Below are 12,996 nucleotides of genomic sequence, written 5' to 3'. Positions count from 1 at the left end.
TTTGAAAGCTTCAAAAACGGTCCGGCTTCAGGCCGCCAGGACCGAATGAGGCACGTGCGATCGGCGGGCGAAGACGTGGCCTTCGAAAATTCGGCGGGCGGTCCGCTGCACCCGGGCAACCGGACCAGGCTCCAGCCGAACCACGAGCTGGCCGGAGGGATGGGCGAGCGTAATCGCCACCGGCGGCGCCAGCGGTCCGACCATCTCTGCGGCGATCGTTCCGGGCGTGACGCAGGCCGTCGCGATCGCGACAGCGCCGGTCACGGCCAGCGCGCTATGGCAGTCGTGCGGCATGAAGTACCGGGTGTTCAACGTCGCCAGGCCTGCGGACGCAATCAGAACCGGTTTCGGAATCACCATTGCCCCAGAATTCCGAAAGCCCATCCGGCATCCAGCCTCGATGCGCAAGCCTTCGAGACGGGCGCGGAAAGAGCTGTCGGCGAAGTCCGAGGGTGCCTCGCGGCCGCTCCACCCCAGATCCGCCGCGCGGACCAGCATGACGGGCATGGCCGCGTCGATGCAGGTCACATCGATCCCTTCGATGTGGTCGACCGGTCGTCCTGTGGGTAGCAGGCGACCGGTGCGTGCGCCGGCCGCATTGGGGAACGACAATTCAATAGGCGCGGCCGTTCCGGGTACCCCGTCTATCTGCGCTTCGCCCTCGTAGGTCACCCGCCCGCCGGGGGTAGCGACCGTCGCATCAATCAGCTTGCCAGTGTTGACGTTGTGAATACGCACGTGGGTGCGATCTGCGACGGCGGCGACCAAGCCCGCTTCTATTGCGAACGGCCCCACGGCCGCCAGCATGTTTCCGCAGTTGGGCGAGGTATCGACGATCCCTTCACGAACCCGCACCTGGGCAAACAGGTAATCAACATCGGCGCCGGGCACCGATCCCGGTCCAATGATCGCGACCTTGTTGATCACGGCATTGCCGCCGCCGATCCCATCGATTCCAAGGTCGTGCCCACCTCCCATCACGGACAGCAGGACCGCGTCGCGCAAGCTGGGGTCGGCCGGAAGATCGCTGGCCAGAAAAAACGGCCCACGGGAGGTGCCTCCGCGCATGACCACACAGGGAATCGCAATCTGATCGTTCATGGAGCTCTTCCGTTCGGCGACATCTTCGCTTCAACAGACGATCCTTCGTCGCAACTATTTTGTAAAATGCAAATATCTGAGGTATTAATGCATAATGTGGTATAATGGAGCCTGCGCATGAATGCGGAACTGCTCGACCTCAAGGCGTTCATCACCGTCGCGGAGACGGGGAGCTTTGTGCGGACCGCCAAGGCGCTGAACCTGTCTCAGCCAGCGCTCAGCCGACGCATTCAGAAGCTGGAAGAAAGCCTCGGTGCGCCGTTGCTCGAACGGTCGACCCGTCACGTCAATCTCACCATGACGGGCCGCGACTTCCTGCCGAAGGTGCGCCGCCTCATCGACGAGTTCGAGACCTCGGTGCTCGCCATCCACGACATCGGCGCGCGAAGTTCAGGATTGGTCTCGGTGGCTGCGGTGCCGACGGCGGTGTTCTATTTCCTGCCGCGTGCGATCGGCCGGTTCGCCGAAGCGTATCCGCGCATTCGCATCCGGATTCTGGACATCGGTGCCAATGAGGGATTGGAAGCGGTCGCGCGTGGAGAAGCCGACTTCGGCATCAATTTCATCGGTGCCTCGCATGCCGAAATTGAATTTGAGAAGCTGGTCGAGGACCCTTTCGTCCTGGCCTGCCGTCATGACCACCCGTTGGCATCGCGCAAACAGGTAAGTTGGTCCGAGATTGCGCCGCACCGAGTCATCACCGTCGGTCGTAACAGCGGCAATCGCGCGTTGATCGACAATGCGCTGGCGCAACACGGCCTGCAGCTGAACTGGTCCTATGAAGTCGCTCACCTCTCCGGATCGCTTGGCCTGGTCGAAGAGGGACTTGGGATCGCCGTACTGCCGAGGCTCGCGACGCCTGCCGCCGGTCATCCGATCATTCACACCATTCGGTTGATCGAGCCTGAAGTGTCGCGGACGATCGGAATCGTGCGCAGGCACGGGGCGACACTATCACCTCATGCCAGCCAATTTCTGAAGATGCTCCTCGAGGCTTGGCGCTCTCCTTCCCAAGCGAACGCGCAAGGCAAGCCGCGGTCCCGATCCGCGGAGACGAGCTCGAATGCCGTTTCCGTCAACCTGAAGGGGAAACGCTGATAGCTCGCCCGCGTAGCGGTCGCAAGACCGTTCCGGTTTGGAGTTCCCCGGATCAGGCCCGCCGTGCTCTCAAAGGCATTTTCGGATGGCGCGGCCGGAGCACTGTGCGCCGGGTGGTTGCGTTGCGTGCTTATACTACAAGCAAGCAGGTCTTTGCTGGCGCCGAGCAGGTGTGTGGACCAGCGGACGCCCGGACGGGGCCAGAACGCACGAAGCGAATTGATTGCCACGAATTAATGCGGCGATTGGATCGATGCACGCATTAAGCATCTCCGCTCGCCGGACACCCCCACGACCTAGGTCTGACAAGATGCGTTGATTGCGCTACCACCATGCGCTAGTGTTTTTTCCGACCGGTTAAAACACCGGCGGCTTGAGGGAGAAAATCGTGAAATCCAAGGTTATTGGCGCAGTATCAATGGCGGTCGCTGCGGCCGGGCTGTTTGCAGCCGCTGCACCCGCATTTGCGCAGCAGAAGACGATTACGGTCTGGTGGGGCAAGGGCTTCTACCGCTCCGAAGACGACGCATTGCTCGACACGATCAAGAAGTTCGAAGCCAAGACCGGCATCAAGGTCGAATTGTCGCAGTATGCGATCCAGGACATGATTCCGAAGACGGTCGCAGCGCTCGACGCCGGCACCGTGCCCGATGTCGCCTATTCCGATTCCTATGACGTGCAGGCGCAGGGCAAGTGGGCCTATGAGGGCAAGCTCGAGGACCTCTCGGACGTCATGGAGCCGATCAAGGGCCGGTTCGTGCAGAACACGCTCGACGCCTCGATCCTCTATAACGATGTCACCAAGAAGAAGGCCTATTACGGCTTCCCGCTGAAGCAACAGAGCATGCATGTCGAGATCTGGAACGACATGCTGGAGAAGGCCGGCTTCAAGCTCGCCGACATCCCGACCGATTGGGCGGGCTACTGGACGTTCTGGTGCGACAAAGTGCAGCCGGGGATCCGCAAAGCCACCAGCCAGCGCATCTACGGTGTCGGCCAGCCGATGGGCGTGGAATCCACCGACGCCTTCCAGTCGTTCTACACCTTCATGGACGCTTATCACGTCAAGCTGGTCGATGACGACGGCAAGCTCCTGGTCGACGATCCCAAGGTCCGCGAGAACCTGATCAGCGCGCTGAAGGACTACACCGACACCTATATCAAGGGCTGCACCCCGCCCTCCTCCACGACCTGGAAGGATCCGGACAACAACGTCGCCTTCCACAACAAGACCATCGTGATGACCCATAACTTCACGATCTCGATCGCGGCGAAGTGGTTCGAGGACTCCCAGAACCAGGCTCTCACCCAGGAGCAGCGCGACGCCGGCAAGAAGGCCTATGAGCAGGACATCGTCACGGCGTCCTTTCCGAAGGCGCCGGATGGTTCAACCATCCGCTACCGCTCGGACGTCAAGACCGGGCTGGTGTTCACCGCGGCCAAGAACAAGGCCGAGGCCAAGCAGTTCATCAGCTTCCTGCTGCAGGAAGAGAACGTGCGCCCCTATATCGAGGGCGCGCTCGGCCGCTGGTTCCCGGTGACCAAGGAAAGCCAGGCCAGCCCGTTCTGGCAGGCCGACAAGCACCGCAAGGCGGTCTACGCCCAGTTTACCGGCGGCACCGCGGCGTTCGACTTCACCAAGAACTGGAAGTTCACGATCCTCAACAACGAGAACGTGTGGGCGAAGGCGATGAACCGCGTCGTCAGCGAGAAGGTCCCGGTCGACAAGGCCGTCGACGAGCTGATCGCCCGCATCAAGCAGGTTGCAGGCTAAGTTCTCTCTCCCTCTCCCCGCTGGCGCGGGGAGAGCTGAAACGCTAATACCGGCCGCCTCGTGCGGCCGGAAGTCCTTTCAAAGAGTCCCAAAGAATGGCGATTACGCTCTCTGGCGATCAGGCGATCCCCGCCCCACCCTTGTCGTCGCGGCTGACCCCGGCGCAGGTCTGGGGCATCGTGCTGCTCGCGCCCTATCTGCTGGTTTTCCTCGCCTTTGTCGTCTATCCCGTCTGCTACGGGCTGTGGCTGGCGCGGGCCCCGTCGAACTATGTCGCGCTGTACAACGATCCGATCTTTGCGCGCGCCGCGGTCAACACGCTGATCTTCCTGGTCATCGGCATCAACATCAAGATGCTGATCGCGCTGTTCCTGTCGGGCTTCTTCGCCCAGCAGCGCACCTGGATCAAATGGCTCTCGGTGATCTTCATCCTGCCCTGGGCGGTGCCGTCGATCCCGACCATTCTGTCGGTGCGCTTCATGTTCAATCCCGAATGGGGCGTGATCAACCACCTCATCTTCTCCTTCACCGGCGATGACGGCCCGAACTGGCTGAACGACCCGACCGTGGCGCTGACCATGGCGATCGGCGTGCACATCTGGAAGTCGCTGCCGTTCTGGACGCTGATTCTGATCACCGGGCGCCTTGCGATCCCGCACGATCTGTTCGAGGCCGCCGAGGTCGACGGCGCGAGCTGGTGGCAGAAATTCCGCTTCATCACCTGGCCGTCGATGCAGACGCTCTACATCACCTGCACGCTGCTCTCGATGATCTGGACGCTTGGCGACTTCAACAGCGTCTATCTGCTCACCGGCGGCGGGCCGGCCGACCTGACGCACGTGCTGGCGACGCTCGGCATCCGCTATCTCCGGCTCGACCAGCTCTCGCTCGCGATGGCTTCCATCGTCTGCGCGATGCCGTTCGTCCTGCCGCTTGTTTACTTCATGATGAAACGGTTGTCGCGATGAAGCTCCCCGGCGTAAGCGAATTCTCCTGGCGCGACGTCGCGACCGAGGCACGGTTGCTGCTGATCGGCATTCCCGTCTTCCTGTGGACGATGATTCCGATCTATCACATGTTCCTGTTCGCAATTTCTCCTAAGGAGGACGCGTTCTCGGGCAAGCTGTGGCCGGACCATCCGACGCTGCACAACTTCGAGATCGTGTTCAAGCAGCAGCATTACTTCCTCCGCGACTTCTACGCGCAGTTCTGGAATTCGCTCGTGATCGCGGCCGCCGTCGGCGTGCTGACGCTGATCATCGCGACCGCCGCGGCGTTCTCGATCTCGCGGCTGAAGGTGCCGGGCGGCCGCACCGTGTTGAACCTCGCGCTCTTCACCTATTTCATCCCCGCGGCGTTCCTCGCTGTGCCGATGTACCGGACCATGGGCAATTACGGGCTGCTCAACAATCATTGGTCGCTGATCCTGGCGATGGTGACGATCGCGAGCCCCTACGCGATCTGGGTGCTCAAGCAGGCTTCCGACAAGCTGCCGGTCGAGCTGGATGAGGCAGCCGTGATGGACGGCGCGACGACGCTGCAGATCTTCCGCCTGGTCTATCTGCCGCTGATGATGCCCTCGCTGGTCGCGATCGGCACCTATGCGGTGCTGCTGGCCTGGAACGAATATCTCTACGCGTTCCTGCTGCTGTCGAACGACCGCGAGATCACCCTGCCCGTCGCGCTCGGCAACTTCCTCGCCGCCGACGATTCGCCGTGGGAGCTGTTGATGACCACCGGCTTCATCTACGCGCTGCCGCCGGCCGCGGTCTACTACGCCTTCCGCCGCTACATGGTGGGCGGGCTCACGGCGGGTGCGGTGAAGTCCTGACGCAACAGGACGGATCGAGGCGCTGCAAACAAGGCGTTCGAGCAATACCGTGGACAATTGAAGATTGTCCACGACTGCTCTAACCTCCTTGCCCCAAGGCGGGGCCCGGCATCATGCGCAGCAACGACGCAATCCATCTCGGCTTGATGCTGCTGGCTCTCGCAGCAGCCTATCGGGTGCCGTTCGAACTGTTGCTGCTGGCCTATGTCGTGCTGGGACCGGCGCATTACTTCACCGAGATTTCCTGGCTGCACGACCGCAGCTACTATCTGCCTCACCGCGGGATTGCCGTGGTCCTCGCAATCGTTGCCGTGGTCGCCGCCCTGATCGACAATGCCTCCTGGTTCGGCTTTGCGATGTGGGGCGCGCTAATCGTCTGCGCCATGCTGGCAGCGACCCATTCGGCGGTCGAGAGCATGCTGCTGTTCATGGCAGCGATCGCACTGTCGGCGATCATGTATTCGAGCGGCTCCTCGCTCGCCGTGATCGGCATCCTGATTCCGACGCTGATCCATGTCTCGCTGTTCACGCTGGTCTTCATGGTGCTCGGCGCGCACCGGTCCGGTAGCCGGGTGCAGGTTGCGCTGGTGATCTTCTATCTCGTCGCGATCGCCACGATCCTGCTGCTGCCGCCGGCCGCGGAAATCCGGATCGCGAGCTTTGCCCGGGTCGGGCAGGACTATTTCGGCAATGTCGGCCCGGCGCTGGGCCGGCTGTTCGGCGTGCCCGGCCTTGTGCTCGACACCAGGCTGACCAGCCTGCTCGCCTTCGTCTACACCTATCACTACCTCAACTGGTTCATCAAAGCAGACGTGATCCGCTGGACCGCAGTGCCGAAAGCCCGGCTGGCGGCAATGGCCGCCGCCAGCGCCGCCTCCACGGCGCTCTATTTCTACGACTATGCGTTCGGCTTCACCTTCCTGCTGGCGCTGAGCCTGATCCACATCCTGCTCGAGTTTCCGCTCGACAGCCTTGCGCTGCGGCAGCTCGGCGCCGCCGTGCAGGGCGCGGTACGCGCGCGGCGCGCCGGTCCCGTCGCGGCTTCCGCGACGCGGGTCCGGTCGACAGGCACGAAGGCGTCGCAACGGACGACGCGGCCGCGGTGACCCGAAATCAGATCTCCGCGATGCGCCTGACGAAGGGTGGCAGCGCGCAAAGGTCCTCAGGCCGCCTTGCGCACAGTCTGCAGAAACTCCGCGACAGCTGTCTTGAGAGCGCGTGCCTGATCCTGCAACGCCGAGGCGGCCGTGAGTGCGGCTTCGGCGCCGGCATCGGTCTCGCCGGCCACGGTGCGGACGTCGCCGACCTGGTCGGTCACGGCCGCTGTGCCGTTGGCGGCCTGCTCGACGTTGCGCGCGATCTCGCTGGTTGCCGCACCCTGCTCCTCGACTGCTGAGGCAATCGTCGTCGCGATCTCCGTCATCTCGGCGATGGTTCTGCCGATCTGGCCGATCGCAGCGACCGATTGTCCGGTCGAGCCCTGGATCTCGGCGACAAGCCCTGCGATCTCTTCGGTGGCACGCCCGGTCTGGGTCGCAAGGCTCTTCACTTCGTTGGCGACCACGGCAAAGCCCTTGCCGGCGTCGCCGGCCCGCGCCGATTCGATCGTGGCATTGAGCGCCAGAAGGTTGGTCTGGCTCGCGATCGCCTGGATCAGCTGGACCACGGTGCCGATCCGCTCGGCCGAATCCGACAGCGCGCGCATCAACGTCTCGGTACGCGAGGCCTCTTCCTTGGCCTGATCCGACACCGATACGGAGCGCGCGACCTGACTCGAAATCTCCTTGATCGAGGCGGCGAGCTGATGCGTCGCGGCCGCGACGGTCTGCACGTTCGAGGACGCCTGGGCCGATGTCGCGGCGACCTGCTCGGCCAGCGAGCGACCGCGCTCGGCGACACGGGCGAGACTTCCGGCGCTCTGGCCCATCTCCTCGGCACGGCTCGAGACGCCGCCAATGACGCCCTCCATGCCGCGATCGAAGCGGTCGGCGAGCTGAGCCATCATCGACGCACGTACGGTCTCCGCCGCGGCACGCTGCGCGGCAGATTCCTGCTCCATGCGCCGGACGGTCTGTGCATTCTGACGGAACACCTCGACGGCACCGGCGATACGGCCAATTTCGTCACCGCGCTCGCCGCCCGGGATCGCCTCGTCGAGTTCGCCCGCCGCAAGGCTCTGCATGCGCAAGGTCATCTGACCGATCGGGCGCGACACGCTACGTCCGATCAGCCAGGCCAGCAGGGCACCCAGAACAAGCGCGAGCGCGGCCACGGTGAAGACGAGATTGCGGGTCTGATCGACCGACCCGGCCGTCAGCCGGCTCTGCTCGGTGCGCATCGCGCCGAGCGCCCGGCTGATCTCGGCCGCCTTGGCGTCGATCGCGCTGCTGGACTTGACGAGATCGGCCTGCGCCTTGCGCAGTTCGCTCATCGCGGCAGACAGCTCCGTCAGCGTCGCCGATTGATCGGCAAGCACCTTTTTCAGGGCCGCGATCAGGCTCTTCAATCGCGGCGCGTCGACATCGGCGATCTCCGCCTCGCTGTCGGCCACCGCGGCCAGCGCATAGCCGATCGTCATCCCGGCATCGTCGGCGTCGACCTGGGCCTGGGTAATGGTGAAGCGCAGCATCGAGACGCGCATCGCATCCACCGTGCCGGCCAGACGCAGCGGCTGGAGCAGACGGTCAGGCTGGTTCGCAAGCGCCACATTGATCGCGCCGACATCGAGTCCTGCCGAGGCGCCGAGCGCCTCGCCCTTTGTGCTCGCGCTGCGCAGGCGATCGACCGCGGCAGCAACCGCCGTGAAGGATTTTCGATATGTGCCAAGCGCATCGACCAGAGCGCTCCGGCCGGCGGCAATCGCCGGCAGGCGGGCGAATTGCTGATCGACTTGGTCAAAGGTCTGGCCAAAGCCGTCGATCGCCTTCATGGCGCTGTCTCGGTCGCCGAGATTGCGCGTGCGGATGAATCTCTCGACGGTGACATTCGACGAGAGCAGCGCGGCATGCACCCTCGCCATGCCGGCATCGCCATCGGCGCTGGTGACGAGCTCGCCGACAGTGCCGCCGATCTCGGACAGCCGCATGACGGCAAGCAGCGCCAGCACGCAGAGGAAACCCAGGACCAGCGCGAAGCCGCCGAAGATGCGCGGGCGGATGCCGATGCGCGACAGGAGCAATGACAGGTTCATGATGTTTCCCGCACCATTACGGCGTGGCCCGAATCCGGGCGAGCAGATCCTTGCCGAAGCGTTTTTCGAATTCGGGCTCCAGGGGCTTCACGGCATCGATGAAGGGTTGGCGATCGACCTTCTCGATGATCTCCATGCCGGCCTTGCGCAGCTCCTCGATCTTCTTTGTCTCCTCCGCGACGCCACTCTGCCAGGTCGCCTCCGCACCGGCCTTGGCCGCGGCGATGATGGCGGCTTGGTCGGCCGGCTTCAGAGCCTGGAACACGTCGCGATTGGCAACGAAGGCGATCGGCGCGAAGAAATGCCCGGTCAGGCTGGCATATTTCTGCACTTCCTCGAGATGGCTGGTGGCGATCGTCATGACCGGGTTCTCCTGCCCGTCGATGCGGCCATCCTTCAGCGCCGAATACACCAGCGTGAACTCCATCGGCACGACCTCGGCGCCCAGCGCCTTGAAGGTCATCTGATAGACATCGTTCGGCAGCACGCGGATCTTCAGGCCCTTGAGGTCCGCGGGAGAATGAATCGGCCGCTTTGAATTGGTGACGTTGCGAAAGCCCTGCTTGCCGATCGCGAGCAACACGAGCCCCTTGTCAGCAAAGTGCTTGGCGAACAGCGCGCCGACCGGCCCATCTGCGACCGCCTTGGCCTGCGCCGCATCACGGAACAGGAACGGCACGTCGAATACGCCGAACTCCGGCACGGCGGAGCTGACGACCGATCCCGATAGCGTCGCCATGTCGACCACGCCACTGCGCATGGCGGCAAGGATCGCCGTCTCGCTGCCCAGCGCGTTGCCGGCGCGTGCATCGAGGATGATTCGCCCCTGTGCGAGCTCGCCGAGCTTGCGGCGAAATTCGTCGGAGCCGATCTGCTGCGGCGATTGCGGCGAACCGTTGTACAGCAGCGACACCATCTGCGTCGCGCCAGCCGACGGCCGAACTGCGAAACAGAGCAACGCCAGAACCGTGCTGGCCACACCAATGTAAAGCCGCTTCATCGCCCCTCTTCCCCAAGCGAGGCGACGATAACGAGATAAGCTATATGAATTGTTAACCAAGATGGGCGGTGCTCAGGCACCGCACGAGAGTTCAGCTACAGCGGCGCCGCGCTCTCGCCCTGTGAGCTCGACAGTTTCGAGGCAAGCGAGGCGATCACGATGACCACCGCAATCAAGGCAATCACCAGCGTGCAGATCGCGTTGATCTCGGGCTTCACGCCGAGCCGCACCTCCGAATAGATCCGGATCGGCAGCGTCGCGGAGCCCGGGCCGGTTGTGAAACTCGCGATCACGAGATCGTCCAAGGACAGCGTGAAGGCCAGCATCCAGCCGGCGACGATCGCGGGCGCGATCAGCGGCAGCGTGACAGCGACGAACGCGCGTGCCGGGTTGCAGCCGAGGTCCATCGCCGCCTCCTCCAGCGAGCGGTCGAGCGAGCCGAGGCGGGACTGCACCACCACCGCAACAAAACACATCGTCAGCGTGGTGTGCGCGATCGTCACCGTCCAGAAGCCGCGCTCGGCATTCAACGCCACGAACAGCAGCAGCAGCGACAATCCCGTGATCACCTCCGGCATGACGAGCGGCGCATAGAGCATGCCGGAGAATAATGTGCGGCCTCGAAAGGACTCGCCGCGCGACAGCGCGACGGCCGCGAGCGTCCCGAGCAGCGTCGCGATAGTCGCGGAGGAGACCGCGACGCGCAAACTCATCCAGGCCGCCTCGATCATGGCGCGGTCATTGAAGAGCTCGCGATACCAGCGCAGCGACCAGCCACCCCACACCGTCACCAGCCGCGAGGCGTTGAAGGAATAGATGACGAGGATGAGGATCGGCAAATAAAGGAACGCCAGCCCCAGCGCGAGCGAGGCGATGTTGAAACGGGACAGGCGGGAGACCTTGCGCATCGCCTCACCGCCCCTGTTCAAGCTGCCGCTTCTGGAGCCGTTCGTACAGCAGCAGCGGCACCAGCAACACGACGAGCAGTACGATCGCCGCCGCGGAGGCGACCGGCCAGTCCTTGTTGGTGAAGAATTCGAGCCACAGGGTCTGGCCGATCATCAGCGAATTGGAGCCGGCCAGCAGATCCGGAATGACGAACTCGCCGACGATCGGGATGAAGCACAACAGCACGCCGGCGCCGACACCCGGCAGCGACAGCGGAAAGGTGACGAGCCAGAACACTTGCCACGGCGGCGCGCCGAGATCACTGGCCGCCTCCTCCAGCACCGGCTCCATCTTCGCGAGCGTGGCATAGAGCGGCAGGATCATGAACGGCAGATAGGAGTAGACGATGCCGATATACATCGCAGTGTCGGTGGAGAGCCACACCACCGGCTGGCTGACCAGATGCAGCGCCAGCAGGATCTGGTTCAGCAGGCCGTCGTGCTGGAGGATGTTGATCCAGGCATAGATGCGGATCAGGAACGAGGTCCAGAACGGCACGATCACCAGCACCATCGCCACCGCCTGCCAGCGTTTTGGCAATCGCGCCATGCCGTACGCGATGGGATAGCCGATCAGCAGCAGCAGCGCGGTCGCGGTGAGGGCCACCGTGAGGCTGCGCACATAGGCGAACACATAGAGGTCATCGGAGCCGAGTAGCCTGAAATTGTCGATCGATAGCGCGGCAAACGCCGCCTTCAGCGCTTCCCACCCCGCCGTCAGGTCGAACACCGGCTCGTAAGGCGGCTGCGCGATCGCCGTCTGCGACAGGCTGATCTTGAGCACGAAGCCGAACGGCACCAGGAACAACAGCACCATCCAGACGTAAGGCGCGATCGCGGCAAAGCGCGCCGGTCGCGCGAAGATGCGGCGCGAGCTCATGACGGCAGCACCACGCAATCATCGGGCGTGAACCAGGCGACGACGTGCTGGTTCAGGCTGTAGGCATCGACATCGAGGCGCGCGCTGTTGGCGACGGAGGCCTGCACCATGCCGCCGGTATCGAGCTTCACCTTGTAGGTGGTGGTGCCGCCGAGATAGCAGATGTCGGCGATGACGCCGTCGAGCCGGTTGATCGCGGTTTCACGACCGGCCTCGCTCACGGGACCGCGGCGCGACAGCTTGACCTTCTCGGGGCGGATCGCGACTGAGAATTTCCCCGCACCGAGCGGCTCGCGCGGCTCGGCCACCACCAGCGCACCCGCGTCACGCGTGCCAATGACCAGACGATGACCGTCGCGCAATTTGGACTCGCCGTCGAACAGATTGATATCGCCGACGAACTCCGCGATCCAGCGCGAGCGTGGCGCCTCGTAGAGTTCGCGGGGGATTGCGACCTGAGCGAGCTTGCCTGCCTTCATCACACCAATCCGGCTCGCCATCGTCATGGCTTCCTCCTGATCGTGGGTGACGATGATGAAGGTCATGCCGAGCCGGCGCTGCAGCTCCATCAGCTCGCCCTGCGTGTTTTCGCGCAACTTTTTGTCGAGGGCTGCGAGCGGCTCGTCGAGCAGCAGGAGTTTGGGGCGCCGCGCCAAGGCACGCGCCAGAGCGACACGCTGGCGCTGGCCGCCGGAGAGCTGGTCAGGCTTGCGCTTCTCCAGCCCTTCGAGCTTGACCAGCGCGACCATCTCGTCCACGCGCGTGGCGATGTCGGCGCGCGCCATGCCAGCGCGCTTCAGGCCGAAGGCGACGTTGTCGCGCACGGAGAGATGCGGAAACAGCGCATAGTTCTGAAACATCATGTTGATCGGCCGCTCATGCGGCAACGCCTGCGCGATATCCTTGCCGTCGAGCAGGATGCGCCCCTCGTCCGGCGCCTCGAAGCCGGCGAGCATGCGCAAGAGCGTAGTCTTGCCGCAGCCGCTCGGTCCAAGCAGCGCGAAGAATTCGCCGGCCTTGATGTCGAGCGACACGCCATCGACGGCTCGGAACGTCCCGAACGTCTTGGCTACGCCCTCGATGCGCAGCAGCGGCTGACCCGCTACGGGAAGCGCATCCGCCGCAGCCTCTGTTCTGGGCAACTCGTCAGTCATGGTCCCTACCAACCCCGATTC

At 63.8% G+C, this 12,996-nt stretch carries 11 protein-coding genes; 5 read left to right on the top strand and 6 right to left on the bottom strand.

The annotated features are described in order from the left end of the window. Nucleotides 1-27: 27 nt before the first annotated feature. Entirely contained in the window at nt 28-1,101 is a 1,074-nt protein-coding gene (locus tag B5V03_RS36510; protein ID WP_129275244.1) for a 4-oxalomesaconate tautomerase, read from the bottom strand. 117 nt (nt 1,102-1,218) lie between these two features. On the opposite strand from B5V03_RS36510, the gene B5V03_RS36505 reads away from it, so the two are divergent. From B5V03_RS36505 to B5V03_RS36485, 5 genes are all read left to right on the top strand, one after another. Then, the gene (locus tag B5V03_RS36505) at nt 1,219-2,199 is read left to right on the top strand and encodes a LysR family transcriptional regulator (RefSeq protein WP_129275243.1); all 981 of its coding nucleotides are present in this window, start codon (nt 1,219-1,221) and stop codon (nt 2,197-2,199) included. A 388-nt stretch (nt 2,200-2,587) separates the two neighbouring features. Next, entirely contained in the window at nt 2,588-3,973 is a 1,386-nt protein-coding gene (locus tag B5V03_RS36500; RefSeq protein ID WP_129275242.1) for an ABC transporter substrate-binding protein, read from the top strand. A 95-nt stretch (nt 3,974-4,068) separates the two neighbouring features. Then, nucleotides 4,069-4,941: a carbohydrate ABC transporter permease gene (locus B5V03_RS36495; protein ID WP_129275241.1), complete on the top strand. Its 873-nt coding sequence runs from the start codon at nt 4,069-4,071 to the stop codon at nt 4,939-4,941. Then, nucleotides 4,938-5,804, top strand: coding sequence for a carbohydrate ABC transporter permease (locus tag B5V03_RS36490; protein ID WP_129275240.1), 867 nt, complete (start codon nt 4,938-4,940; stop codon nt 5,802-5,804). The genes B5V03_RS36495 and B5V03_RS36490 overlap by 4 nt, the downstream gene beginning before the upstream one ends. Nucleotides 5,805-5,917: 113 nt before the next feature. Beyond that, nucleotides 5,918-6,910: a hypothetical protein gene (locus tag B5V03_RS36485; RefSeq protein WP_129275239.1), complete on the top strand. Its 993-nt coding sequence runs from the start codon at nt 5,918-5,920 to the stop codon at nt 6,908-6,910. Nucleotides 6,911-6,966: 56 nt separating this feature from the next. Here B5V03_RS36485 and B5V03_RS36480 read toward each other — a convergent pair whose 3' ends face one another. The 5 genes from B5V03_RS36480 to B5V03_RS36460 all read right to left on the bottom strand — a co-directional run bounded on the left by B5V03_RS36480 (nt 6,967) and on the right by B5V03_RS36460 (nt 12,975). Beyond that, a complete protein-coding gene (locus B5V03_RS36480; RefSeq protein WP_129275238.1) occupies nt 6,967-8,994 on the bottom strand; it encodes a methyl-accepting chemotaxis protein in 2,028 nt (675 codons plus the stop codon). Between the two features lie 16 nt (nt 8,995-9,010). Beyond that, on the bottom strand, nt 9,011-9,994 hold the full coding sequence (locus B5V03_RS36475) for a TRAP transporter substrate-binding protein (protein ID WP_245502454.1): 984 nt from the start codon (nt 9,992-9,994) through the stop codon (nt 9,011-9,013). 95 nt (nt 9,995-10,089) lie between these two features. Next, complete coding sequence (locus B5V03_RS36470; protein WP_129275237.1) at nt 10,090-10,902, bottom strand: ABC transporter permease; 813 nt, start codon at nt 10,900-10,902, stop codon at nt 10,090-10,092. Between the two features lie 4 nt (nt 10,903-10,906). Continuing rightward, nucleotides 10,907-11,821: an ABC transporter permease gene (locus B5V03_RS36465; RefSeq protein ID WP_129275236.1), complete on the bottom strand. Its 915-nt coding sequence runs from the start codon at nt 11,819-11,821 to the stop codon at nt 10,907-10,909. Then, nucleotides 11,818-12,975 carry an ABC transporter ATP-binding protein gene (locus B5V03_RS36460; RefSeq protein WP_129275235.1) on the bottom strand — a complete coding sequence of 386 codons (1,158 nt, stop codon included), beginning with the start codon at nt 12,973-12,975 and terminating at the stop codon, nt 11,818-11,820. Before B5V03_RS36460 ends, B5V03_RS36465 begins: the two co-directional genes overlap by 4 nt. Nucleotides 12,976-12,996 lie beyond the last annotated feature (21 nt).

This window comes from Bradyrhizobium betae, assembly GCF_004123905.1.
In the GTDB taxonomy this organism is placed as follows: Bacteria; Pseudomonadota; Alphaproteobacteria; order Rhizobiales; family Xanthobacteraceae; genus Bradyrhizobium; species Bradyrhizobium betae_A.
Note: the sequence above shows the minus strand (reverse complement) of the source record. Positions and strands in the feature narration are given on the sequence as shown.

What these genes read in the sequence shown, in the direction of transcription:
- B5V03_RS36460 (WP_129275235.1), bottom strand. Translation starts at nt 12,975, where the DNA reads ATGACTGACGAGTTGCCCAGAACAGAGGCTGCGGCGGATGCGCTTCCC.
- B5V03_RS36510 (WP_129275244.1), bottom strand. Translation starts at nt 1,101, where the DNA reads ATGAACGATCAGATTGCGATTCCCTGTGTGGTCATGCGCGGAGGCACC.
- B5V03_RS36480 (WP_129275238.1), bottom strand. Translation starts at nt 8,994, where the DNA reads ATGAACCTGTCATTGCTCCTGTCGCGCATCGGCATCCGCCCGCGCATC.
- B5V03_RS36495 (WP_129275241.1), top strand. Translation starts at nt 4,069, where the DNA reads ATGGCGATTACGCTCTCTGGCGATCAGGCGATCCCCGCCCCACCCTTG.
- B5V03_RS36475 (WP_245502454.1), bottom strand. Translation starts at nt 9,994, where the DNA reads ATGAAGCGGCTTTACATTGGTGTGGCCAGCACGGTTCTGGCGTTGCTC.
- B5V03_RS36470 (WP_129275237.1), bottom strand. Translation starts at nt 10,902, where the DNA reads ATGCGCAAGGTCTCCCGCCTGTCCCGTTTCAACATCGCCTCGCTCGCG.
- B5V03_RS36485 (WP_129275239.1), top strand. Translation starts at nt 5,918, where the DNA reads ATGCGCAGCAACGACGCAATCCATCTCGGCTTGATGCTGCTGGCTCTC.
- B5V03_RS36505 (WP_129275243.1), top strand. Translation starts at nt 1,219, where the DNA reads ATGAATGCGGAACTGCTCGACCTCAAGGCGTTCATCACCGTCGCGGAG.
- B5V03_RS36490 (WP_129275240.1), top strand. Translation starts at nt 4,938, where the DNA reads ATGAAGCTCCCCGGCGTAAGCGAATTCTCCTGGCGCGACGTCGCGACC.
- B5V03_RS36465 (WP_129275236.1), bottom strand. Translation starts at nt 11,821, where the DNA reads ATGAGCTCGCGCCGCATCTTCGCGCGACCGGCGCGCTTTGCCGCGATC.